20 protein-coding genes and 1 pseudogene are annotated in these 25,068 nt (G+C 56.2%); 11 read left to right on the top strand and 10 right to left on the bottom strand.

Annotated features, from left to right (window positions below; translation table 11 throughout):
- Positions 1-9 precede the first annotated feature (9 nt).
- From SPE70_RS13080 to SPE70_RS13065, 4 genes are all read right to left on the bottom strand, one after another.
- A complete protein-coding gene (locus SPE70_RS13080) occupies positions 10-1,089 on the bottom strand; it encodes a phosphotriesterase family protein (RefSeq protein WP_012541711.1) in 1,080 nt (359 codons plus the stop codon).
- 3 nt (positions 1,090-1,092) lie between these two features.
- Positions 1,093-2,094 carry an ABC transporter permease gene (locus SPE70_RS13075; protein ID WP_165455207.1) on the bottom strand — a complete coding sequence of 334 codons (1,002 nt, stop codon included), beginning with the start codon at positions 2,092-2,094 and terminating at the stop codon, positions 1,093-1,095.
- A gap of 18 nt (positions 2,095-2,112) precedes the next feature.
- A complete protein-coding gene (locus tag SPE70_RS13070) occupies positions 2,113-2,859 on the bottom strand; it encodes an ATP-binding cassette domain-containing protein (RefSeq protein WP_074186512.1) in 747 nt (248 codons plus the stop codon).
- A gap of 380 nt (positions 2,860-3,239) precedes the next feature.
- On the bottom strand, positions 3,240-4,262 hold the full coding sequence (locus tag SPE70_RS13065; RefSeq protein ID WP_004190069.1) for a LacI family DNA-binding transcriptional regulator: 1,023 nt from the start codon (positions 4,260-4,262) through the stop codon (positions 3,240-3,242).
- A 344-nt stretch (positions 4,263-4,606) separates the two neighbouring features.
- On the opposite strand from SPE70_RS13065, the gene SPE70_RS13060 reads away from it, so the two are divergent.
- Positions 4,607-5,560, top strand: a complete 954-nt coding sequence (locus SPE70_RS13060) for an ABC transporter substrate-binding protein (protein WP_004176159.1) — start codon at positions 4,607-4,609, stop codon at positions 5,558-5,560.
- A gap of 1 nt (position 5,561) precedes the next feature.
- Here the strand turns inward: SPE70_RS13060 and SPE70_RS13055 are convergent, their stop codons facing one another.
- Positions 5,562-6,434, bottom strand: a complete 873-nt coding sequence (locus SPE70_RS13055; RefSeq protein WP_032456053.1) for a PfkB family carbohydrate kinase — start codon at positions 6,432-6,434, stop codon at positions 5,562-5,564.
- Positions 6,435-6,460: 26 nt separating this feature from the next.
- Between SPE70_RS13055 and SPE70_RS13050 the strand changes: the two genes are divergently transcribed.
- The 6 genes from SPE70_RS13050 to SPE70_RS13025 all read left to right on the top strand — a co-directional run bounded on the left by SPE70_RS13050 (position 6,461) and on the right by SPE70_RS13025 (position 13,403).
- Positions 6,461-7,306 carry a BtpA/SgcQ family protein gene (locus tag SPE70_RS13050; protein WP_004176161.1) on the top strand — a complete coding sequence of 282 codons (846 nt, stop codon included), beginning with the start codon at positions 6,461-6,463 and terminating at the stop codon, positions 7,304-7,306.
- A complete protein-coding gene (locus tag SPE70_RS13045) occupies positions 7,306-7,950 on the top strand; it encodes a TenA family protein (protein ID WP_064170238.1) in 645 nt (214 codons plus the stop codon). The genes SPE70_RS13050 and SPE70_RS13045 overlap by 1 nt, the downstream gene beginning before the upstream one ends.
- 376 nt (positions 7,951-8,326) lie before the next feature.
- A complete protein-coding gene (locus SPE70_RS13040) occupies positions 8,327-9,937 on the top strand; it encodes an ABC transporter substrate-binding protein (protein WP_016161042.1) in 1,611 nt (536 codons plus the stop codon).
- Positions 9,915-10,877: an ABC transporter permease gene (locus SPE70_RS13035; RefSeq protein ID WP_064170237.1), complete on the top strand. Its 963-nt coding sequence runs from the start codon at positions 9,915-9,917 to the stop codon at positions 10,875-10,877. Before SPE70_RS13040 ends, SPE70_RS13035 begins: the two co-directional genes overlap by 23 nt.
- Positions 10,870-11,733: an ABC transporter permease gene (locus SPE70_RS13030; RefSeq protein WP_012968221.1), complete on the top strand. Its 864-nt coding sequence runs from the start codon at positions 10,870-10,872 to the stop codon at positions 11,731-11,733. Before SPE70_RS13035 ends, SPE70_RS13030 begins: the two co-directional genes overlap by 8 nt.
- Positions 11,730-13,403, top strand: coding sequence for a dipeptide ABC transporter ATP-binding protein (locus SPE70_RS13025; RefSeq protein WP_064170236.1), 1,674 nt, complete (start codon positions 11,730-11,732; stop codon positions 13,401-13,403). Before SPE70_RS13030 ends, SPE70_RS13025 begins: the two co-directional genes overlap by 4 nt.
- A gap of 185 nt (positions 13,404-13,588) precedes the next feature.
- On the opposite strand, the gene SPE70_RS13020 is transcribed toward SPE70_RS13025, so the two are convergent.
- The 5 genes and pseudogenes from SPE70_RS13020 to SPE70_RS13005 all read right to left on the bottom strand — a co-directional run bounded on the left by SPE70_RS13020 (position 13,589) and on the right by SPE70_RS13005 (position 18,741).
- Positions 13,589-15,127 carry a DHA2 family efflux MFS transporter permease subunit gene (locus SPE70_RS13020; protein ID WP_008804874.1) on the bottom strand — a complete coding sequence of 513 codons (1,539 nt, stop codon included), beginning with the start codon at positions 15,125-15,127 and terminating at the stop codon, positions 13,589-13,591.
- A 10-nt stretch (positions 15,128-15,137) separates the two neighbouring features.
- The gene (locus SPE70_RS13015; RefSeq protein ID WP_177330479.1) at positions 15,138-16,316 is read right to left on the bottom strand and encodes an efflux RND transporter periplasmic adaptor subunit; all 1,179 of its coding nucleotides are present in this window, start codon (positions 16,314-16,316) and stop codon (positions 15,138-15,140) included.
- 15 nt (positions 16,317-16,331) lie between these two features.
- On the bottom strand, positions 16,332-16,787 hold the full coding sequence (locus SPE70_RS13010) for a MarR family winged helix-turn-helix transcriptional regulator (protein ID WP_008804876.1): 456 nt from the start codon (positions 16,785-16,787) through the stop codon (positions 16,332-16,334).
- A 405-nt stretch (positions 16,788-17,192) separates the two neighbouring features.
- A pseudogene (locus SPE70_RS26430) lies at positions 17,193-17,456 on the bottom strand (ISNCY family transposase); the annotation flags it as partial.
- A gap of 499 nt (positions 17,457-17,955) precedes the next feature.
- Complete coding sequence (locus SPE70_RS13005; protein ID WP_064170235.1) at positions 17,956-18,741, bottom strand: MipA/OmpV family protein; 786 nt, start codon at positions 18,739-18,741, stop codon at positions 17,956-17,958.
- Positions 18,742-18,865: 124 nt separating this feature from the next.
- Here SPE70_RS13005 and SPE70_RS13000 point away from each other — a divergent pair, with 124 nt between their 5' ends.
- From SPE70_RS13000 to SPE70_RS12985, 4 genes are all read left to right on the top strand, one after another.
- The gene (locus SPE70_RS13000; RefSeq protein WP_022064721.1) at positions 18,866-19,561 is read left to right on the top strand and encodes a response regulator; all 696 of its coding nucleotides are present in this window, start codon (positions 18,866-18,868) and stop codon (positions 19,559-19,561) included.
- Entirely contained in the window at positions 19,558-20,754 is a 1,197-nt protein-coding gene (locus SPE70_RS12995) for a sensor histidine kinase (protein WP_047666567.1), read from the top strand. Before SPE70_RS13000 ends, SPE70_RS12995 begins: the two co-directional genes overlap by 4 nt.
- Before the next feature lie 78 nt (positions 20,755-20,832).
- On the top strand, positions 20,833-21,981 hold the full coding sequence (locus SPE70_RS12990; protein WP_064170234.1) for an efflux RND transporter periplasmic adaptor subunit: 1,149 nt from the start codon (positions 20,833-20,835) through the stop codon (positions 21,979-21,981).
- A complete protein-coding gene (locus SPE70_RS12985; protein ID WP_064170233.1) occupies positions 21,978-25,052 on the top strand; it encodes an efflux RND transporter permease subunit in 3,075 nt (1,024 codons plus the stop codon). The genes SPE70_RS12990 and SPE70_RS12985 overlap by 4 nt, the downstream gene beginning before the upstream one ends.
- The last annotated feature ends 16 nt before the right edge of the window (positions 25,053-25,068 follow it).

Raw genomic sequence — 25,068 nt, 5'->3', positions numbered from 1 at the left:
CGTTTCCTTTTATCCGCCAAAGACCCGCTGGGGGTTTCCAATCATTAAGGTTTCAAGTTGTTCGCCGCTGACGCCGTGGCGCCGCAGACGGGGAACAAAATGCTTGAGTATGTAGCCATAACCGTGGCCGCCGTAGCGGGTGAGCATGGTTTTCAGGAAGACGTCCTGCGACAGCAGAATTTGCTGGATGTAGCCGTCGTCAATCAGCTCGCGGATCGCGCGGGCGTTCTCCTCGTCGGAGGGCGACTGCGCCGACTCGTCGGCGTAGTAATAGCTCATGCCAATCATGTCGTATTCGAGAAACGCCCCGCGCTGCGCCAGTTCGCGCTGGTAGCGCTTATCGGCAAAGCTGGGATTCATATGGCACAGCACGGTATGGCGTAAATCGGCGCCTTCCTGCTCGAGAATATCCAGCACCCGATGGCCCAGCCGCTCCCAGCCAGGCAGATGGACCTCGATCGGCACGCCGGTCGCGGCGCTGGCCCGACCCGCAGCGCGCAGGGATTTCTCCTCATCCGGCGTAAAGCGGCTGGAGATACCGATTTCGCCGATAAGTCCTGCGAGCACCTCCGGTTTCTCCTCCGCGCCGCCAAGATCGTAAATCAGCCGTTCGGTCAGCTGTTCGACGCTGCTGATTTTTACCCACTCAGGGTGCGAAGGTTCCAGATAGAGCCCGGTACCCATAATGATGTTCAGACCGGTCAGGCGCGCGATGCGCGCCAGCGCTTTCGGATCGCGGCCAATGCCGATATTGGTCGGGTCGACCACCGTTTCTCCGCCAAGAGCGCGAAATTTAGTCAGCTCGTCAATCGCAACGTCGACATCAAACAGCTGACAGTTATCGCGGCTCATCAGCGGGTTAAGCGACAGTTCGCCAAGGTTTTCCATTTTCACCGGCATTTCGGCAAGATGGCGATCGCTGCAGCAGCAGGGCGGCACCCATTTGCCGGAGGCATCCAGCAGAATATGCTCATGCATCAGGGTAACGCCCATTTCGTTAATCGGCAGCGGGCCAAGCACAGTCATTACGTAACCGCTGCTGACGCCAACCGGCAGCGGGGAGGGATGGCGAAAAATTGATCCTTTCATCAGCTATCCTTTTGCCGCGGAGCGCGTCGGGTTGAGAATGCGGGTGTTCAGCCAGATAGCCAGCAGGATAATGGTGCCGGTGGCTATCTGGGTGTAAAACGGCGAAATATGCGACAGGATCAGCCCGTTCTGAATGACCGCAATCGACAGCGCGCCCAGCAGCGTGCCAATAATAGTCCCGAAGCCGCCAAACAGACTGGTGCTGCCTAGCACAACGGCAGCAATGACCTGCAGTTCAAAGCCTTCGCCCTGGTTGGAAGAGCCGCTGCCGAGGCGTGCGGTAATGATCATCCCCGCCAGCGCGGCGGCCATTCCGCTGATGATATAGACCTTCATGGTGACCGCTTTGGTGTTAATGCCGCTGCGCCGCGCGCCTTCGGCGTTGGCGCCGATAGCGGTCACGTAGCGGCCAAAGCGCATATGGTTGAGAACGACATGCCCGATCACCAGTATCATCATGCCGATCAGCGCGGGCATGGGGATACCAACTACCCACGCGCGTCCGATAAAGGTAAACAGGCTGTCAGCCGGTACCGGAATCGAGTAGCCCTGGGTGACCAGCAGCGCGATGCCGCGAACTACGGCCAGGGTGGCGAGCGTGACGATGAACGCCGGAATGCCTTCATAGGCAATAAAGAAGCCGTTGATGGCGCCAACGAATCCGCCGAGCAGCAGGCCGCCAAGGAGGACCACCGGCCACGGCAGACTCCAGCTATTCAGGGCGATAGCGGAGAGTGCGCCGACCAGCGCCAGGGTGGAGCCCACCGACAGATCGATACCGCCGGTGGTAATGACCAGGGTCATTGCCGTCGCGACGATCAGCAGCGGGGCGCTCTGACGGATAATGTTGAGCCAGTTGGTGCCGGTGAGAAAGTTGCTGGTGATCAGCGAAAACACCACGCAGCAGAAGACGAAAAAGAGCGCGATGCTGACCACGCCTGAGTGGTTATGCAGCAGGCGGCGCGGCAGCGAATGCTGGATCATGCGGGAGCTGCTTAAGTTCATGATACTCATCCTGTTACCTCAATGTGCTGCCGCAGAGCGGGCGGTGAATTTTTCGCCCACAATCAGGTTAACGATATCGCTCAGGCTGGTGTCGGACACCCGTCTGTCGGCGACGTTCGTACCTTCATACATCACCATGATCCGGTCGCAGACCAGGAACAGGTCCTGCAGGCGGTGGGTAATCAGAATCACGCTCACCCCGCGAGCGGAAACGCGGCGAATGAGCTCCAGAACCGCTTCAACTTCCGCGACGGCCAGCGCGGCGGTGGGTTCATCCATAATCAGCACTTTCGGGTCAAAGGCCGCGGCGCGGGCGATGGCTATAGCCTGGCGCTGGCCGCCGGAGAGATTTCGCACCAGCAGGTGAGTATCCGGAATGGAGATCCCGAGCCCTTTAAGCATCTCTCTGGCATCGGCGTGCATTTTGGCCTCGTCGAGAAAGGGGATGCCGAGGACCGATTTCATCGGCTCACGGCCCATAAACAGATTGCCCGCGACGTCGACCGTGTCGCAGAGCGACAGATCCTGGTAGACCATCTCGATATGGCAACGGCGCGAATCGGCCGGATTCGTAAACTGTTGCTGTTCACCGTCGATACGAATCGTGCCGCTGGAGGGGATCACCGCGCCAGAGAGCACTTTGGTCAGGGTGGATTTCCCCGCACCGTTATCGCCCACTAAGCCCAGCACTTCGCCCGGGGCCAGCTCAAGGTTGACTCCGCGCAATGAGCGTATCGACCCGTAGGTCTTGGTGATATTGATCATCTCTACCCTTGGCGGGGTAGTTTGTGGCTGCTGCATCTGATAACTCCCATCGCTGTGGCCGGGAAAATGTTCGCCATCCTGCGGGAGGGACTCTATCCGACACGGTTTACAATCTAGTAAACCGGTTTACCTGCGGAATAGAGCACTCGCCAGGGCAGTCAGGACAAACGCTATGTAAGATATTTGTTCGCCAGTAAGAACATTGCAGCATCCGTGCCAGGGCAGGAACCACACAGCAGCCCTGTAACTTAACCTTATGTATTCAATACACTTAATTGAATACAATCCGGTAAACCGGTTTACTGATTATAGTGAATAAATTGTTAATTGATCGTTTTTTGCGCCAAAAGCGGGCGCTTTTGCGCCATTTTGGGACGGGCTTAACAGATCTTGATCGAGTCGCGGCCAATCCATTCAACCGGCAGGCGGGTTTCCGCAGGGATATCCGGATCGTCGTTTAACAGGCGCATCATGATGTTCACCGCGGTGCGGCCCAGTTCGCGGGCAGGCTGACGGATAGTGGAGATCCGCGGCTGGGTAAAATCGGCGTAGTTGGCGTCATCGAAGCCGACTAACGAAAGCGCTTCCGGCGCCTGGAGCCCGCTGGCGCGCAAGCCGTCGAGCAGACCGAGCACCAGATAGTCGCTGGCGGCGAAGACGGCGGTAGGGCGAACCGGTTGGCTGAACAGGTACCGCAGCGCCTGCTGGCCAAACTCGCGCTGGTAGTCGCCATACATCACCCATTCGGGCGGCCAGCTCAGGCCCGCCTGCTCCATCGCGGTGCAAAAGCCCTGATAGCGCTCGCGGACGCTCATCAGCTTGTCCGGGCCACCGACGAAAGCGATATGGCGATGCCCGGCGGCGATCAGTTTTTCGGTGGCGATCCGCCCGCCCTGGACGTTATCAGCAAACACTTTCGGTACCTTACTGCCGGGAATATCTTCATCCAGCAGGACAATGCGTTCGTGACGCTGGACCTCCTTGCGCAGCAGGCCGTTATCGGGGCGGTTGGTGGTGAACAGCAGACCGTCGACCTGGCAGGTATCCAGCCAGCGAATGAACTGGCACTCTTTTTCCGGGTTGTTGCGGGTGATACACAGCACCAGGCTGTAGCCGCTGGCAGAAGCAGCCTCTTCGGCAGCGTCGGCCAGTTCGGCAAAGAAGGGGTTGGTAATATCGGGAAGCACCAGGCCAAGCGTTTCGCTGCCGCCTTTGCTAAGACGACGTGCCAGGCTATTGCCGCGATAGTCCAGTTCGCGAATGGCGGTTTCGATGCGGTCGATGGTGTCCTGCGGCAGCACAATACTGTTGTTCATATAGCGCGACAGGGTCGCCTTCGACAGCCCCGCCAGCTTTGCCACATCGGATAACAATACGCGTTTTATACTCATTTCCTGCGCCATTTCTGCCAGAATCGGCTATCTGTAACATAGTTAAGCGCGGTGGATACAGCAATTTCTCTGCGAACAATCACCAAAAATAAATGCTTGACAAATTTTAATCAGCAGAGAATTGTATAGGCAGTTTACCGCATCATCCGGGAAGTCATTCCCAACCCCGTTTAAGTTATTCCAGTCGCGCACCGACACGGACCGGTTGCCGGGATGACATTAAGCAGGTATCCGCCGAACGTTCAATGATTGTTCTGGCGATATAGACGATATTTGCCCGCCAAAAAATAATCCTTCTGCGTTCGCATGCGGCGCGGAACTCTGCTGGCTATCAACTATTCCCGACGAGGATACTGATGATGTTATTTCACACCGGAAAACTGCGTTTCCTTGCTGTCGCCACGACCATGCTGGCATCAATGAGTTTTATTTCTGCCGCCAGCGCTGCCGGTCCGACTTATGCGCTGGTACAAATCAACCAACAGGCGCTGTTCTTTAATCTGATGAATAAAGGCGCACAGGATGCGGCCAAAGCCAGTGGCAAGGATTTAGTTATTTTTAACTCTAACGATAATCCCGTGGCGCAAAACGACGCGATAGAAAACTATATTCAGCAAGGCGTTAAAGGCATTCTGGTTGCTGCTATCGACGTTAACGGGATCATGCCAGCGGTTAAAGAAGCCGCCGCCGCAAACATTCCGGTGATTGCGATTGATGCCGTATTACCGGCCGGACCACAGGCAGCTCAGGTCGGCGTTGATAATATTGAAGGCGGCAGAATTATTGGTCAATACTTCGTGGACTACGTGCAGAAAGAGATGGGCGGCCAGGCGCGACTGGGTATTGTCGGCGCGCTGAATTCGGCCATTCAGAACCAGCGGCAGAAAGGGTTCGAAGAGACGCTGAAAAGCAATCCGAAGATTACTATCGCTAACGTGGTCGACGGGCAGAATGTGCAGGATAAAGCGATGACCGCGGCGGAAAACCTGATCACCGGTAACCCGGATCTGACAGCGATTTATGCCACCGGCGAACCCGCGCTGCTCGGCGCTATCGCCGCCGTAGAAAACCAGGGGCGGCAGAAAGATATTAAAGTCTTTGGCTGGGATCTGACGGCGAAGGCGATTTCCGGTATTGACGGCGGCTACGTCACCGCCGTACTGCAGCAGGACCCGGAAAAGATGGGCGCCGAAGCCCTGAATGCGCTGAACAGCATCACGTCGGGTAAAACCGTGCCGAAAACCATTCTGGTTCCGGCGACGGTGGTAACCAAAGCGAACGTCGATTCATACCGTCCACTGTTTAAGTAGGTCAGCGCGCGCCGCCCGTGGTTAACAGGGCGGCGAGCTCATGGCTGCCGGGAAACGCGCTGAGCGTTCCCCGGCGGCTAACGGTAATGGCGGCAGCGCGACTGGCGTGCGCCAGCGCCAGCGCATCCGGCGCGACGCCGCGCAGCAGGGCGGAAGCCAACATGACGGCAAGGAACGTGTCGCCCGCGCCGGTAGTATCAAGCGCCTCGGCGGGCACGGCGGGACAAAACTGACGCTGGCCCTCCTGGACCAGCCAGGCGCCTGCGGCACCCTGGGTAATCACTAAGGTTTTCACCCCGTATGGCTGGAGCAGCTCGGCCTCGGATTCATTGACCACAGCGATGTCGATGAGTGGCCACAGATGGCAAAAGTCAGGATTGACAGGTGAGGGGTTGAATACCGTCGTCATGCCGCGGCTTCTGGCGTACTGGAACAGCGCCCGCGTTTTATCGAGGGAGAAATTGCCCTGCTGTAGCAGAATATCGCCAGCGACGGCATCCGCCATATGCGGAATAATTTCATCCAGGCTGAATGTATCGGCCGCCGCCGTAGTGGTAATGATGGCGTTGTCGCCATCAGCGCTATTTAAAATAATCGAGGTATCGCTATGTTGATTGAAATGGCCGTCGGGTAGTAGCGTCAGTGGTTCATTTTTTATCTGTTGGCGGATCCACGCGCCGTTGCTGTCATTTCCCGTGGCGGCAATTAAACGCGTCTCTATTCCGCAGCGGGATAATATAATCGCCTGGTTCGCGCCTTTACCACCGATATCCTGCGACACTTTAACGCCGTGAATGGAGGCTCCTTTTTTCGGTATATCCGGAATGGACCAAGTTTCATCTACGGTAATATTACCAGTAACGTAAACACGCATAGTGTTCCCTTAACAGGATGGATAAGATGGTTGCTATCTCAGCAGAAAAAACGAACGCAATACAAGCTATTTTTTCACGAAGCAAGGCTGTTATTGGCGTTATTCATTGCGACCCATTTCCTGGCTCGCCAAAATATCGAGGAAAATCAGTCTCTGATATTGTTGAACGTGCACTTCGCGATGCTGAAAATTATATTTCAGGCGGTGTTCATGGTCTGATTATTGAAAACCATGGCGATATTCCTTTCTCTAAACCTGAGGATATCGGCCATGAAACCTCAGCGCTGATGGCGGTCATTACCGAGAAAGTTCGTGAACGTTTTGCTGTGCCGCTGGGCATTAACGTTCTGGCTAACGCGGCGATCCCGGCAATGGCGATCGCCCTGGCGGGAGGCGCCGATTTCGTCCGCGTCAACCAGTGGGCCAACGCCTATATCGCCAACGAAGGATTTATAGAAGGGGCGGCCGCTAAGGCGCTGCGCTACCGCAGTATGCTGCGCGCTGAACATATTCGCGTTTTTGCCGATAGCCACGTTAAGCACGGTAGCCATGCCATTGTCGCCGATCGTTCGATTCAGGAACTGACGCGCGATGTCGATTTCTTCGAGGCTGACGCGGTGATCGCCACCGGCCAGCGTACGGGCGATAGCGCCACGATGGCGGAAATTGACGAGATCCGCGCGGCGACGGAACTACCGCTCCTGGTGGGCTCCGGGGTGACACCGGCTAACGTGAAGCAGATCCTCGGGCGGACTCAGGGGGTCATTGTGGCCAGTACAATGAAGGTCGATGGCGTCTGGTGGAACGATGTTGAGCTGGCCCGGGTGAAGCATTTTATGTCGGTCGCGCAGGCCGCGCTGGAGGAAGCTTAATGGAAGCGTTTAGCGAACGCCTGCTGCGCGAACATCAACCGGCGTGGCAGGCGATGCAGCAGCACCCGTTTGTGACTGATATCGAACAGGATCGTCTGCCGACAGTCGTCTTCAACCGCTATCTGGTGTTTGAGGGCAACTTTGTCGCGACGGCAATCGCGATTGTTGCCCTCGGGGTCAGCAAAGCGCCGGGTATTCAACAACAGCGCTGGCTGATTGGCGTGCTGAATGCCCTGGTTGATATACAGATCGCGTGGTTTGAACAGGTGTTGTCAGCGCGGCAGATCGATCCCGCTGAGTACCCGGATGATTTGCCCGGGGTACGGCGCTTTCGCGACGGTATGCTGCGGACCGCCCGCGAGGGCAGCTATGAGCAGATTGTGACCCTGATGTTCGGTGCGGAATGGATGTACTCTTGCTGGTGCCGACGGGCGAGCGAACATTATCAGAGCGATGCTGATTTACAACGCTGGGTGGAAATGCACGCGGAGGACGAATTTTATCAGCAGGCTCTCTGGCTAAAAAACGAACTCGACCGCTGCGCCATGGCGCTGAGTGAAGACGAAAAGCAGGCGTTATCGGCGCTTTACGGCGAGGTGCTGCAGTGGGAAATTGATTTCCATCACGCGGCGTACGAGGAGTAGCCGCGAGGTAAATCGCAGGGGGCGCCGGACGCGGCGCCCCTGAATACGGGTTATATCTCGACGTTCTGCGTCTTGTTGGCGAAACTTACCATTACCGTTAATGCCGATTCTTATTTCACATTTTTATCTTAATAAAGTCGGAGGGGTAATTTGGCTGCCTTCTGACTCTTTTGAGAGAAATAATGGCGGTAGAGAGTTTATATTATTTTATTTGGAGCCTGTAGCTCGGGGTTCTCTTTTTTCTTTTCTTCCCCCTGAAGTAAAAGCTATTTTCAGAAATAGATATAAATTATCCATCGTTACTCGACGGCGGCTCTCCCCCTACAATGGACTTTAATTGCCAGATATTTAACAAAAACCAGGCCAAGGAAAAGGGATGAAACGAAGCATTTATTCACAGAACAGTTTATTGCGCATCAGTCTGCTTTCCGCGCTAACGCTTACTGCCAGCTTCACCACTCACGCGCAGGATAAACCTGTCGCGGGTGGTGTGCTGACGGTCGCGTTGGGCAGCGATACCCCGATTATTGACCCCTCTATTACCGCTTATTCCGTCACCGCTCTGGTTACGCGTAACGTGGTGGATTCTTTGGTCGGCCAGGCGGAAGATAACAGCTTTACACCATGGCTGGCGGAACGCTGGGAAATTAAAAACAATAACCGCGAATACACCTTCCATCTTCGCAAGGATGTGACTTTTAGTGATGGCACGAAACTGGATGCTGCGGCGGTAAAATATAACTTTGAACGCATACTCGATCCGAAAACCACCTCCAGTTACTCCAAATCGTTGTTGGGGCCGATTGACGCGATCACTACGCCAGATGAGTACACCGTGGTGATCCGCTATAAAACGCCTTTCGCACCGCTGCTGCAGGGGCTGAGCTTGCCGTATCTCGGTATTCAGTCACCGACTTATCTGCAGAAAACGGCGAATACCAGCAATACCGTGGTCGGTTCTGGTCCCTTTATCCTCGAATCGTTTGTCAAAGGCAGCGGGAGTAAACTCAGCAAGCGCGCCGATTACAACTGGGGCCCGGGCTATGCCACCCATAAAGGCCCGGCATGGCTGGATAAGATCGAATTTAAGTACCTGCCGGAGTCAGCGGTGCGGCTTGGCGCGCTGAATAGCGGGCAGGTACAGGTGATCGATGCCATTCCGCCGGTGAATTATGCGCAGGTAAAAAATAACCCGAAGCTGGATGTGATCACCAGGGAAAACCCTGGCGTTCCACGCGTCCTTTATTTGAATAGCGACACAGGGATCTTCAGCGACCTGAAAGTGCGGCAGGCCTTCCAGAGCGCCATCGATCGCACTACTGCCGTTAAAGCCGCGTTCTTTGGCATCCTGAAACCTGCCGACAATATTCTTGGACCCGCTACGCTGGATTACGATCCGGCCATTGCCAGCCAGTGGGGGTTTGATCTGCAAAAAGCCCGCCGTCTTCTGGATGAAGCCGGCTGGCAGCAAACCGATAGCGAAGGCTACCGGGTCAAGGAGGGTAAACGCCTTACTGTGCAATTTACCTACTCTTCAAACGATGTCGAAGCCGCTGACGTGACGCTGTTCCAGGCAATTCAATACCAGGTAAAACAAGCCGGTTTTGAACTGAAACTCGATCCGGTGGATTCAGGCATTCTCAGCAGCCGCACGGCGGCTAACCAGTACGACATTATCTCGAACTATTTTGTTCGCCCGGAGCCGGACATCCTGCGTACCGTTTTTCACTCCAATTATATTCCGCCGAAGGGGAACAACTTCAGCCGCGTTAAAGCGCTGGATAGCCAACTGGAAACCGCTGTCGGTGCCAGCGAAGCCGAGCGTAAACGCATCTACTATGCCATCCAGCACCAGATTATCGATCAGGCCTGGGCGGTGCCAATTTACATCCCGGCATATCAGTTAGGGAAAGCCAAACAGGTGCAGGGCATTAGCTGGGCCACGAACGCGAAGCCGAATTTCTATGATGTCTGGATCCAACGCTAAGCTGCTGGCAGCAGGCAAGCGCCTGCTGACCATTTTCGCCGTGCTGTGGGGCGCGGCAACGCTGACCTTTGTTGCGGTAAAACTGATCCCCGGCGATCCTGTGGCGATACTGATAGGCAGCGCCAACAGCGTTGTGGATGATAGTTTTCGCGAGACGCTGACCCGCCAGTTCGGCCTGGATAAGCCACTGTGGTGGCAATATTTGCGCTACTGTGGCGAGGCGCTGACGGGCAACCTTGGCGTGAGTTACCAGTATCGCCAGCCTGTTGTGCAGGTGATTAGCGCAGCGTTGAAAGAGACGGTGCCGCTGGCCGTCAGCGCCCTGGCGCTGGCGCTGGTACTGGCGGTATTTAACGCATTACTGACAGCCGGACGTCATCCGCGTCTGCGGTCTCTGCTTGCCGGGTTGGAGCTGATGCTGCTTAGCACACCGGTGTACTGGATCGGCATCGTGTTGTTGAGCATCTTCAGTTTCAAACTGCAATGGTTTCCGGTGACCGGTAACGATGGCTGGATCGCCCTTGTGCTGCCGGTGGTGACGCTCAGCCTGCCGCTGGCTGCGACACTCAGCCAGGTGCTGCGTGATGGGCTGGAGGAGGCGCTTTCGCAGCCGTTCGCCATGACCGTGCGTACGCGTGGGGTGAGTGAAACTGCGCTGCGCTTACGGCATGCGTTGCGCCATGCCTCGCTGGCGATGTCGACGCTGACGGGGACGCTGCTGGCCAGCGTATTAGGCGGCTCAATTCTGACCGAAACGGTGTTTGGTCGGGCGGGGCTGGGGCAAATCACTCTCGGTGCGATTGAGAACCGCGACATGCCCCTGGTGCTGGGGGTGGTGATGTTCTCCGCGCTGTTGTTTGTGGTGATTAACCTGCTGATTGATACCCTTTATTTACTGATCGATCCCCGTCTACGTCTGCGAGGGCATGCTGATGAGTGATCTTTTACTGCGGGTGGCCCGCCGCGACGGGGGGCGCTATCGTAACCCGTGGCTGGCGCCGGGTACCAGCATTCCGTTGTTACTGGTGCTACTGCTCGTGGTGGCGGTGTTTTTTCCATCGCTATTCACGCCGTACACCCCCGAACAGATGGATTTCAGCGCGATTTTGCAGCCGCCGGACCTCAGACACTGGTTCGGTACTGACCAGTTGGGGCGTGATGTGTTTACCCGCGTGGTGTATGGCACCTCGCTGTCGCTGAGCATTGGGGTCGGCGCGACCCTGATTGCCAGCGCGGGCGGTATTGTGCTGGGGACACTGGCAGGTCTTGCGCCCAGGGCGGTACGGCAGTTACTCGTACGGCTACTGGACATTATGCTGGCGTTCCCCGATTTGCTGTTGGCGCTGCTGGCTATCACGGTGTTGGGGCGTGGGCCAGAGAATACCCTGCTGGCGGTCGGACTGGCCGGCATTGCTGGCTATGCCAGGCTGGTGCGCGCGCAAGTGTTGCAGGTCAGGTTATCGGGGTATGTGCAGCATGCGGTGGCGTTGGGAGAGCCGCCAATGGTGATTATTTTGCGCCATATTGTGCCCAATACGCTGCGCCCGCTGCTGGTACTGGCAACGGTGGGGATAGGATATTCCATATTATCCGCCTCGGCCCTCAGTTTCCTTGGACTTGGGGTGACTCCGCCGACGGCGGAGTGGGGCGCATTGCTCTCTGAGGGACGTAATTTTCTCGATAGCGCCCCATGGGTCAGCCTGCTGCCCGCCAGCGTTGTCGCGCTGTCGGTGATTGCCATTACGCTGCTGGGCCGACGTGTTCAAACCCTTATTGCCAAAGGCGGGATCGCATGACTTCAGAGACCTTCCAGCAACCGCTGTTACAGGTGGCGCAACTGAGCGTCAGCTTCCCCTCGCCGCAGGGGCTGATTGAGGCGGTTAACGCCTTATCGTTTGACGTGCATGCCGGTGAAGTCCTGGCTTTGGTAGGCGAGTCCGGTTCGGGTAAATCCGTCACGGCCCGGACGCTAGTCGGGCTGGCGGGGGCAGGGGCGGCTGTTCGCGCCGAGTCCCTGATATTGCAGGGTCACGATGGCCTGTCGCAGAATTTACTGGCGTGCGATGCCCGCCGTTGGCAGCAACTACGCGGGCGCGAAATTGGTTTTGTTTTGCAGGATGCACTGACCTCGCTTGACCCGCTGCGCCGGATTGGTCAGGAAGTCGCGGAGCCGTTGTTGACGCACCGCCTGGAACGGGGGGCGGCAGTTCGCGAACGCGTGGCGGAGCTGTTAACGCAAACCGGCATCCCCGATCCGCATAACCGGATGGCGCAGTACGCACATGAACTCTCCGGTGGCTTGCGCCAACGAGCGCTCATCGCGTCGGCGCTGGCGGCGGGGCCGCGATTACTCATTGCCGATGAACCTACTACCGCGCTGGACGCCACCGTACAAAAACAAGTTTTGAATGTATTCAGGGCCCTGGCGGATGCCGGGCATGGCGTGCTGCTGATCACCCATGATTTATCGGTGGTGGCGGATATTGCCGACCGTGTGGTGGTGATGCGGCAGGGCAAAGCAGTGGAGAGCGGCAAGGTGCGACAGGTGCTGCATGCGCCGCAACACCCTTATACCCGCCGTCTGCTGGCGGCCATTCCCTCTGCCGGTACGCGTGGGACGTGGTTAACAGGAAACGATCCGCTGGGTCAAACGGTAGTGCGGGAGAACATCAGTACTGACAGCACCACACCCGTGCTGGCTGCCGATAACGTATCACTGGCGTATGTTCTGCCGGATGGCCGTCGCTTGCAGGCCGTCAATCAGGTGACGTTAGAGGTCGCGCAGGGCGAAACGCTGGGCATTGTGGGCGAATCCGGTAGCGGGAAGACCACGCTAGGCAAACTGGCGCTGGCGCTGCAGGCACCGCAACAGGGCGAGATCCTTCTCGCTGGGCAACCATGGAGCAGGCTGACAGAACGTCAGCGGCAGCCGTTGCGGTCGCGTATCCAGACGATTGTGCAGGATCCGCTGGGTTCATTTAATCCGCAATATAACGTGGCGCAATTGCTGCAACAGCCTCTGCGCCTGCATACGACGCTCACAGCCGCGGACCGGTTGTCACGTGCGCAGGCGTTGCTGGCGCTGGTTGGTTTAAGTCCTGATCTGCTGACGCGACGTCCGGCCACGCTTTCCGGTGGGCAGCGGCAACGTATCGCCATCGCCCAGGCCCTGGCCTGCGAGCCGGATATTCTGATTTGCGACGAGCCGGTGTCGGCGCTGGATGTCACCACCCAGGCGCAAGTGTTGGATTTGCTGGTAGCGCTGCAACGCCGTTTGCATCTGTCAATGCTGTTTATCTCTCATGATCTGGGCGTGGTGCAGCATATGAGTCATCGTATTGCAGTGATGAAAGACGGCGAGGTAGTCGAAAGCGGCAGTGTGGATCAAATTTTTCGGGCGCCACGCCACCCGTGGACTCGACAATTGTTATCAGCTGTTGGGCAGACGCCGTTGCGATATAACTGAGCAGTAAACGTTAAACACCGTTATCAGAAATGGGGTCAATGTTATTCAACGCTCTTATCATCTCCAGAGCCCATTCCAGGCGGTCTTGCGTGATATAGGGCAGGGAAGAGCCACTGGCCCGGCGCTCGATAGAGCCATCCGTACGCAGTGCTCGTTCAGCGAAGTTTGCCTGTGTGAATTTCAGTTTAGTGACCTGTTGCGGGGGCGCCTGGCATACCCGATTTCACGAACGGCGGGCGGGTGAACCAGATAATGATAATCAGCGCCATAAAGCCCCAGCCGAGCACCCAGAAATAGTCGATTGTCGACATCATGTAGGCCTGCTGGGTAACCACCTGGTCAATCATCGCAAGATGCTGCTGCGTCGGGCCACCCATCTTATTTACGTAATCCATAGCCGCTGGGTTGTACTGTGTCACGCTCTCGGTCAGATTCGCGTGGTGGAAAACTTCACGTCGCTGCCAGATCCATGTGGTTAACGATGAGGCAAAGGAGCCGCCGAGTACGCGAAAGAACGTGGCCAGTCCTGAGCCTTCCGCCACTTCGTTACCGTGCAGATTCGACAGCACAATGGTGGTCAGCGGCATGAAGAAGAAGGCCACGCCAATCCCCATAAACATCTGCACGCTGGCGATGGTGCGGAAATCCACGTCAGTATTGAACTGCGCGCGCATCAGACAGGATGCCCCCATTGTCAGGAATGACACTGAGCATAAAATTCGTAAATCCACTTTGGTGGCGTAACGTCCGATGACTGGCGTCAGCACCAGTGGTAAGAAGCCCATCGGCGCAGCGGCGAGACCGGCCCAGATAGCCGTGTAGCCCATCTGGGTCTGCAACCACTGCGGCAGAATAATGTTGATGGCAAAGAACGCGGCATAGCCCAGCATCAGCGCCAACGTGCCGATGGCGAAGTTGCGGTCTTTGAACAGCCGCAGGTTCACAATCGGGTGACGTTCGTCCAGCTCCCATATCACAAAGCAAATCAGGCTGATCGCCGAGACAATAGACATCACGATAATGGGCGTAGAAGAGAACCAGTCTTCGTCGTTGCCCTTATCCAGCACCACCTGCAGCAGGCCCACGCCAAGCACCAACAGCGCGATGCCAATATAGTCGACAGGCGATGACTGCGTTGTTTCTTCACGCATGCGCAGCTGCGACCAGACCACGATGGAGGCGAAAATCCCAATCGGCACGTTGATGTAGAAGATCCACGGCCAGGAGTAGTTATCGGTAAGCCAGCCGCCGGTGATGGGCCCCACGATAGGCGCCACCACGGTCACCATCGACAGCAGCGCCAGCGCCATGCTGCGTTTCATCGGCGGGAAGATAACCAGCAACAGCGTCTGACACATCGGGAACATCGGCCCGGCGAAAAAGCCCTGCAACGCACGGAAGATGATGAGCTCCGTCATGCTGTGGGCGAAGCCGCACAGAAATGACGTCAGGGTAAAGAACATCACCGAGGCGATAAACAACCGCAACTGCCCGAATCGGCGGGTAAACCAGCCTGTCAACGGTAGAGCAATAGCGTTACACACCGCAAAAGAGGTGATAACCCATGTCCCCTGATCGGCGCTAACGCCCAGGTTGCCGGAGATAGTCGGCAGCGCCACGTTGGCGATGGTGGAGTCCAGCACCTGCATAAAGGTCGCCAGCGACAGGGCAAGCGTCGCCAGGAACAGGCTGGGGGGCGTAAAGGCTGCCTTCGGCTCTGACATAGCTTCTCTCTTAGCGCTGGGCTACAGCGCTGGTGTTGTCATGAAGGATTTTCGCCACCAGTTTATCGGCTGCTTCCATTGGCGTTTCATACACATCGGTACGGAATCGCGGCTGTTCGACGGTTTTTTGTGGCAGAAGGTGACCACCTTGATTGCGGATATCCACCTCAGCGTTCATCGACAGACCCACACGCAGCGGATGCTTCTGCATGTCATGTGGATCAAGCTTGATGCGTACCGGCAGGCGTTGGACGATTTTGATCCAGTTGCCGCTGGCGTTCTGGGCTGGCAACAGTGAGAATGCGCTACCGGTACCAATGCCGAGACTTTCGATGGTGCCGTGATATTTCACGTTATCGCCATAGAGATCCGCATTCAGCTCTACTTTTTGCCCAATGCGCATGTCCTGCATTTGGCTCTCTTTAAAGTTGGCATCCACCCACACTTCATTCAGCGGCACGATGGCAAGCAGCGTGGTGCCGGAGGTGACACGCATCCCGAGCTGCACAGCACGTTTAGCGACGTAACCACTGACGGGCGCAACAATGGTGCTGCGGGAGTTATCGAGATAGCGTTGGCGCAGCGTCGCAACGGCGGTTTTGACTTCAGGATGGTTATCCACCACGGTGTCATCAACCATCGCCTGATTGGTTTTGAGCGCTTGCTCGGCAGCCAGTAAATCGCTTTGCGCGCTGGTCACGGCATCACGGTAGTGCGCCAGATCTTCCACCGCAATGGCACCGGAACTGACAATTTTTTCCCGGCGCACATAGTCACTTTTCGCTGTTTGCAGGGCTACTTTTTTGGCAGCTACTTGTGCACGGTAGTTGTCGGCGGTGCTGTAGAGGCCACGCACCTGACGCACTGTGCTGGCGAGATTGGCTTCAGCCTGCTGCAGGGCGATGGCGGTATCGCTTGGGTCCAGCAGAACCAGGGGCTGGCCTTTTTCGACATAATCGCCTTCATCCACGGTCACCTGAGTCACGGTACCGGTGATTTGCGGTGTCAGGGTGACCTGATTTCCGTTGACGTAAGCATCGTCGGTGCTCTCGTAATAGCGGGCGTAAAGCAGATACCAGGCCAGACAGCCTCCTGCCGCGAGGATCAGGATCAGTAATAAAATGGCGAAGTTTCTTGTACGCTTGCCTGGGCGCTTGTCAGAGGGAGGCGCGTTATTTTCCATAGACATAACCGGTGACCTTAATTAGCGATGGGGGGCCGTGAATTCATCGGGCAGCATTTTGATAAGAATATCTGCGAGCTGCCGGGATTCTTCGGGCGTCAGACGCGCCGTTAAGTCCGCGAGGATGGTATTCAGTGCTTCATTCTGAAACGTATTGCACAGCGTCTGACCTTTTGCCGTCAGGGCCAGGATCACCTGGCGCTTGTCGTGCGGATTCGGGCGGCGCTCGACCAGGTCGTTCTTCACCATACGTGCAACCATACGGCTCATTGCCCCGGTATCCATCTGCAGGCTCTTGCAGATTTCTGCCGGGCTGGTGTTACCTTTAAATATATTAATCAATACCTTAAATTGCGGTGCGGTAATGCCGCTGTCGGCAAAGTAATGGCCGATAAGCAGGTCCTTAAACTGGTTTGCCAGATGGAACAGCAAACCCAGATGCAGGTTTTTATGGGAAGAGTCGATTGGGGTATTCATGATAGCTGCCTGGTCAGTAATTAACATGATAATTACTGCCTGGTCACCAATTGTCAAATTAGGTCAACAGAAAGCACACATATTGACAAATGGAGGAGGGCGATAAGCGTATTACGATCACTCGAACCCGTGATGCCCGCAGACATCAATTTGGATGCGCTCTGTGGTACAGGCCCGACGCAGGCGAGATTGATGTACGCGCGGCCGTAATTTGCCAGGGTTCCCTAAACCAGTCGGTGTCATCAGCTGGCGTACTGTCGGACCAAAATCAGCGTAATGTTCGCGGATAGTACGCAGTACACGTTCTCAGTTGCCGGTTGCCAGGCTGGCTACGACGACGGTTAACAAGTGAAAGCGGCCCATGTTCACGATAGCGCTCCAACAACCGTCGGCAGTGTCTGTCAGATATCTCAAGCGGATAATATTGAGTACGTACCGGGCAAGACCATCAGGTCGTTGGTTATTGCTGGGTTTTCAACGACGACGGCTAGCCATACCCAGCGGGCCAGATTCACGGTAACGCGACAGAAGGCATCGGCACAGGCTGTCAGATATGCTCAGGCGCTGTGTGGCCATCAAGTGTAGTCAGACGCCGAACGATAACGTCCTAATAACTTTGAGTCGGTTAACTTTATCCAAAGCAAAAAACTCCGCCGCATGAGCCGTCATCAGAATCTATCGATGCTGAATCTACGAGTAACTTATCCAGGAGAAAACCTTACAACTTAGCCACCATAATATGAGTGCGCATAATGTATATTATGTTAAATATGATATCAGGGCGCGTAATCCCCCCATAGCGCCAACTCTTCCCCATGAAATCCATAAACACCATCTTGTCATTCAGCGGCTGCTGACACGTTTGGATATGGCCCCTTCCATCACGTGCCGCTCTCACTCAGGGGACTCTGATGCCGACCGTGAACGACGTATACGAAAACCTCCCGGCGGACCAGCTATGGCGTTTTGGCATAAACTCCTCCAGCACGCATGTGGCGCTCTCGACCGTCGTTGGGTTCTTTAGCCGAACGCACGCCGGTGACACGAGGACCGCACAAGGTCTTCCGGCGCCGTTAACCTCATGTCTCGCTTCTGGTTCCGTTTCTGCCAAACAATGGCGACCCACTCAATGCTAACCCGACAAACCGCACGCCGCGCTTTCTCCGCCCTAAAATGTCCAGATGACAGCAGCTGTCAGTGCCGCCTCGTTACGTCGTAACACGATCGGGCTCTCATTTGCATGCTCCCCAAGCCAGGTATAGTCAGCGCTCAGGAGCGTGCCCCAGTGGGCATCAAACTGGTGACTCCAGGTCAGACTGTTGTCTATGCCATAAAATCCCCCCGGTGCTGAATAGCGGCTATAACCTGAGCGCTGGCTCTGCTGCGGATCCACCCCATACCAGGTATTCAGGTAACGGTTGTCGCCAAACAGGGCCGCCGTCTGAAAGGCGACCGTGTCATGGTCAGTTTGTACAGGGAGCAACGTCAAGGATGCCTGGTAGCTTACCCCCTGGCTGTCCGTTAAAGGCAGCGTCGCTTTACCTTCAACACTGAGCCACGAAAGCGCCTGCCAGCCGACGGCAAGGGCCGTGTTCAGGGAGGCGTCAATGTCTCCCATCCCTTTCAGATTATTTGCCCCTGCCCGCCAGCTGGCGTTTTTATCCGCCCTTCCCAGATCGTATCCCAGCGTATGTTCGAAGTACCAGCCGCTGGCGTTCTGCAGGTCATATCCCACCCCTTTCTGCGTATCAATAAAAAATGCGCCGTTACGCCCCTGAAGTACAGGAACCACCTGCCATACCTGCTTGTCTGAACCTGAATATCGCGGAGTGCAGTGGCCTCCCAGCCCAATGGTGAAGGTGCCGGAGGAAGTGTCATCATTTGCTTGTACGCAGGATGTCATGGCCGTCAAAAGCGGTACGGTCATATACAGGGCTTTTTTTATCGCTATCATACTGTTCTCCTCACAGACGCCGGCTTCTCCTGAGGCAGGAGCCGCCACAAAATGTTGGCGCAGTATGATTTGGCAAAATCAATGAATCGTCGGGATAGTGTTAAGAAACGGTCAAGGTGAATGGATGTTGTCCAGAAGAGTGCTGATTATTGAAGATGACGCCGATGCGGCTGGCGTGCTCGAAGCCTATTTACGCCGTGAAAATTACGATGTCGTCATTACCGGAGACGGTCTTTCCGGGCTGGATATGGCGCACCGGTGGAAACCCGATCTGATCCTGCTGGATGTGATGCTTCCGGGGCTTAACGGCACCGAAGTCCTGGCTGGCCTGCGCCGTAAAAATGATGTTCCGGTGATCATGGTGACCGCCATGGGAGATACTCCCGATCGTATTGGCGCCTTGCGCTATGGCGCTGATGATTATGTTGTTAAGCCTTACCATCCGGGAGAAGTTGTGGCTCGGGTGCAGGCGGTACTGCGCCGCAGCAATCAAACAGAAACAAAGGAAGAGATCCTTCGCTGGCAATCGCTTGAAGTGAATGTTACGGCCATCGTGGCGAGCATTGTCGACGGGGACACCACACCGCGCACGTTGGATCTGACCCCAACCGAATTTTCACTACTGACCACGCTTATGCGCTCTCCTTCACGTCCTTTTTCCCGCCAGCATTTACTGGAGAACTGTTTGCCGGAAAGTGAAGCCCTGGAGCGCGTGGTGGATACCCATATTTATAACCTGCGTAAAAAACTCGAGGCGGCGGGTATTTCCGGCGTGCTGGTTAACGTTCGCGGCGTAGGCTACAGGTTCAGACAACCATGACAAAAACCCGCTACTCCTCCCTGTGGCGCTGGATTTGCGCACGTATATTAGCGCTGGCCATCGGAAGCGTAATTGTCATTGCGACCTGTATGTGGCTACGTTATGCGGTGCAGAATTACTGGAACATAGGCAGAATGCCGGCATCGGTCCGACAAGAGTTTCTTGCGCTCAGCCAGAACCCGCAGGCGAACCCGGCGCGCTTCCATCAAATCGTCGATACCTGGTGGGGGTTGAGTTATTCAACCCCATCCATCGCCTCGGCGGACTGGGTCACCGTGGCGTTACTGGTCCTGGTCATGATCCCTTTTATTGTGGTGATGGGATTGAGATACGCCAGGCCACTGGCGCTGCAGTTCAGCCGACTGCGTGATGCGGCAAAGGACGTCGCCGAAGGGCAATTTGGCCGCCAGGCTGAGCTCATCAGGAATGCGCCGGCTGAAATGGTCAGCTTTGCCAGTGACTTTAATGCCATGACGGGGAAACTGGCCCGCTATGAAAAAGAGTTACGTACCTCTCATGTGGCCATGGCGCATGAGCTTCGCTCCCCCCTGACTGCCGCTATCGGACGTTTGCAGGGCATGCTGGATGGTGTGTTTGATGCCAGCCCGGAACAACTGGCAATGGTAATGAAACAGCTTCAGCACCTGAATCGCCTGACCGATGAACTTCATCTGCTCTCGCTGTCTGATGCCGGGAATTTGGTGCTGGAAAACGAACCCTTTCGTCTGGATGAGCTGCTTAAAGAACGGGCGACATGGATCATGCCCCAGGCTGATGCACATCGTTTTACAATCAGGCTTCATCATTCTCAGGCGTGTCCCTTCAAAGGCGATACGTTCCGTATGGGCCAGGTTTTCACCATTCTTATGGAAAATGCCCTCCGTTACGGGCGTGATGGCGGTTATCTTGATGTCACGCTGCACTACGCCAGCGGGCAATATTGCCTCGAATTTCGCGATGACGGTCCGGGGGTATCCTCCCAGTTCCTGCCGGAAATGTTCAACCGTTTTAGCCGGGAGGAGCAGTCGCGTGCCCGCCACTCCGGCGGCAGCGGTCTCGGTTTGTCGATTGCTCGCGCGATTTGTCAGGCCCATGGTGGCAGTATCAGCGCGTCGTTACCTAAAACCGGCGGACTCGCAGTCACCCTTTTGTTACCCTGGACGTCGTCTGAGATGGAAAATAGCCGCTCTTGATAATACCTTGACGAAACGTCGAATCTTTCTCGACTAAGCGCGCATTTAATAACGCCATCACCTTTATGGAGCGGCGTTATGTCAGATGAATTTTTACTCTCCCTCCGCCACAGTCTGCACCATTTGTACGACGTGGCGCGCACCCTTTCCTGGCTGCACTTTCTCCCCCTGACCATTCTTTCGGTAGTGATTTTTCTGCTGCCCGGATGCGGGGACAACCAGGGTAATACGACTGATCCTGTGCGAACGGTGCGCTACGTTGTTGTTGGCTCAGCGCAAACCCTTCCCGCGCTGGAAAGAACCGGAGAGATCCATGCGCACGATGAAACGATTCTGAGCTTTCGTACCGGCGGCCGGATAGTGACGCGTAGCGTCGATATTGGCGATCGGGTCAATGCAGGGCAACTGCTGGCCACGCTTGAAAATACAACCAGTCAGAATCAGCTCGATGGCGCACAGGCTGATTATGAAGGAGCCAAAGCCTCTGCTCAGGTTGCTGCACTTAACGTCAACCGAATGCAAAAGCTAATGCCAACAGGCGCGATTGCCCGCATGCAGCTCGATACCGCCCGCGCAGACTGGCTTGTCGCCCGCGCGCGTTTAAAAAACAGCGAGTCCGCGTTGCGTAATGCCCGGGAAAGCCTTGGCTGGACGCGTCTGATTGCGCCGCGAAGCGGCGTGATCACCGAAGTAAGCGCCTCTGCGGGTCAGGTGGTCAATGGTGGTCAGTCGGTGTTGACGCTGGCGACCGGTGAAGCCCGCGATGTGGTGTTTGATATCGCTAAACCCGAGGCGATCCCGCCACAGGAACAGGCTGGCTTGCGAGTTTCCCTCCTCAGCGACCCGTCGGTGCAAGCGTCCGCCGCGGTAAGAGATATTAGCCCGCAGGCCGATCCTCAGACCCGCACATGGCGCGTCAGGGCTACCCTGCAAAACCCACCGCTGGCAATGGCGCTGGGCGCCAGCGTCACCGTCACGTTACCCGCAACGGGTCCGCATGGATACGCCCTTCCCGCTTCAGCGCTGAGCCGCGTCGACGACAAACCGGCGGTTTATGTGATTAACCCACAGTCGCAGGCGCAGCTTCGCGTGGTGGTACCAGCATACTATACCGCCACCACGGTCATTATCTCCGGCGGCCTTGAACCAGGCGACCGGGTGATTACCGCCGGCGTGAGTAAATTACGCTCCGGCGAGCCGGTGATTGCCGGGGAGTGCGAATCATGAAACCCGTATTGAATGAGAAATTTAACCTCTCCTCCTGGGCGCTAAATCATCAGCAGATGGTCAGTTTCTTCATGCTGCTGATCATTGCTATGGGCGCGTTCTGTTATGAGAACCTGCCACGTAACGAAGATCCGGCGTTTACGATTAAAACGGCCGTTGTTTCTGCGCAATGGCCCGGGGCATCCGTAACGGATACCACCCGACTGCTGACCGATACGCTGGAAAAAAAGCTGCAGGAAACCCCCTGGCTTGATTATCTCGAAAGTGAGACCCGCGCCGGGAGCTCCGTTATTCATGTCAATCTTCGTGACGATACCCCGCCGCAAAAGGTGCCGGATATCTGGTATCAGGTACGTAAGAAAATGCAGGATATTGCCCCCTCTTTGCCAGAAGGCGTTCAGGGCCCCGCCGTCGACGACGAGTTTGATGACACGTACGGTACGATCTATGGCTTTATACCTGAGGGCTATACCCTGCGGGAGGTCCGGGACCGTGTTGAGACAATCCGCCGGGAACTCATGTCGTTACCGGATATCGGAAAAACCAGCCTGCTGGGTGAGCAGCAGGAACAGATAGTCCTCTCTTTTTCTCCAGCGCGTCTGGCAGGTATGGGGTTGAACATCCAGCAGGTAGCGGATGCCCTCAGAGCACAAAATGCGGTTGTCCCGGCAGGTATGATCCGCACCGGACAGGAAAATATGGCGATAAAGGTCAGCGGGGAACTGACTTCTGAAGCGAGCTTACGTGCCGTCACGCTGCATATTAACGATCGTTACCTTCCTCTGACGGATATTGCCACCGTTAGTCGGGAAAACGCCGAGCCTCCCCAGCCGGTTTACCGGGTCAACGGCAAACCCGCCATCGGGCTGGCTATCTCGATGGCGCCGACCGGTAATATGCTGCGTTTCGGCGCCGCGCTGAATGCAAAAATGCATGCCATCAGCGTCACGCTGCCGCACGGTATTGAGATGGTCAAGGTTGCCGATCAATCAGCGGTGGTCAGCGACGCCGTAAGCGGGTTTATCCGGGTGCTTATCGAAGCCGTGGCGATCGTCCTGGCCGTTTCGTTTGTCTCGCTGGGTTTACGAGCCGGACTGGTAGTGGCTGCGGCCATTCCACTGGTTCTGGCCATGACCTTTACGGGAATGATGCTGGCAGGAATAGGTCTGCAGCGTATTTCTCTCGGCGCATTGATTATCGCGCTGGGTCTGCTGGTCGATGACGCCATGATCACCGTGGAAACCATGGTCTCTGGTCTGGAAGCCGGGGATTCCCGCCGGCAGGCGGCGACCCGGGCTTTTAAAACGACCGCATTTCCGATGCTGACGGGCACCCTTGTGATGATTGCCGGGTTTATTCCCGTGGGATTTGCTGCGTCCAGCGCCGGTGAATATTGCTTTTCCCTGTTTGCCGTGGTGCTCATCGCCCTGCTGTGCTCATGGGTTGTCGCGATCCTGTTTTCACCGTTAACCGGGACGTGGCTGTTATCTGATAACATCAGACAGAAGGCGAAAGGTCCTGGACGGATGGCCCGCGGATACCAGTGGCTACTGCGCAAGGCGTTGCGTCACCGCTTCGCCACCGTGTGTCTTGCTCTCATTGCGCTTGGTCTGTCCGTTTACGGAACAACCTTTATGCAGGGGGAGTTTTTCCCCGCCTCCGACAGGCCAGAATTGCTGGTAAGCCTGACGCTACCGGCAAATGCCTCGCAGTCGGAAACGCAAAATACGGCTGAAAAGCTGGAGAAGGCCCTGGCAGGCAACCGCGACGTTGAGCGCTTTTCGACATACGTTGGGTCGGGAGCGATCCGTTTTTACCTGCCTATGGATGTGCTTCTGGCAAATGAAAATATCGCCCAGATGGTGGTGGTGGCTAAAGATCTTAAAGCGCGGGATCGTCTTCATCGACAGTTAAACAGGATACTGGCTACGGGCTTTAGCGACATCATCACGCGCGTATCGCCCCTGGAACTTGGGCCCCCCGTCGGCTGGCCAGTAAAATACCGGGTGAGTGGGCCAGATTATCTGAAAGTCAGGTCGATCGCGAACCGCCTGAGCGATGTCATTGGCCGGTCCCCCTCCTCTCGCGAGGTTAATCAGACGGCAGGCGAACCGGAGAGAGTCATTACCCTCAAGGTCAATCAGACCGCAGCCCGGGCTGCGGGCGTGTCGTCAGAAAGTCTGGCCCGGATGCTCAATACCGTCTGGTCCGGCAGTATAGTCACGTCGGTTCGCGATAATGACCGCCTTGTCGATGTGGTGCTCCGGGCCAGGGACAATGAGCGTCTTAACCTTGCCACCTTCTCTTCGCTGACTATTCAGGGGAATGACGGTAAACAAATCCCCCTCAGCGCCTTTGCCACGCCAGTCTGGGGCGTGGATGATCCGGTTATCTGGCGTCGACAGCGTTTGCCTTTCATCACCGTGCAAACTGACCTCGCCCCGGGACTTCGCGCCGAAGCAGTATCCGCAGCGTTGCGACCTGCGGTAGACAGGTTGCGCGCGGAACTGCCTGAAGGCTACAGCATTGAAGAAGGGGGCGCGGTTGCTGAGTCTGAAAAAGGTAATAGTTCGGTCTATGCGATTCTGCCGGTGACACTGGTCATCATGCTCTTGCTGTTGATGCTCCAGTTGCGCAACTATTCCCGTATGGCGTTGGCTATACTGATGGCCCCGTTTGGTTTACCGGGTATCGTGCTGGCTATGTTGCCTGGCGGAACACCAATGGGATTTGTCGCTCTTCTTGGCGTGATTGCGCTCGCTGGCATGATCATTCGTAACGCCGTCATACTGATTAGCGAGGTTGACAGCAATCTTGCTCAGGGAATGGCAAGCGATGCCGCCATTATTGCGGCCGCAGAGCATCGTGCGCGCCCCATCTGCCTGACTGCCTGTGCCGCCATTCTGGGAATGATCCCCATCTCTCATCAGGTATTCTGGGGACCGATGGCCTATGCGATTATCGGGGGACTACTGGTTGCCACGCTGGTTACACTGACCGTTTTACCGGCATCGTTTAGCCTGTTGTTACACCTGAGAATGACGTCTTCAGGCGAGACTCGTGAAAAATGAGTAGCGTGCCGTCGTA

This window comes from Klebsiella sp. ZJOU C1 (assembly GCF_035620215.1).
GTDB lineage: Bacteria > Pseudomonadota > Gammaproteobacteria > Enterobacterales > Enterobacteriaceae > Klebsiella > Klebsiella variicola.
The sequence above is the reverse complement of the archived record's forward strand: the minus strand, read 5'-3'. Positions and strand labels throughout refer to the sequence as shown.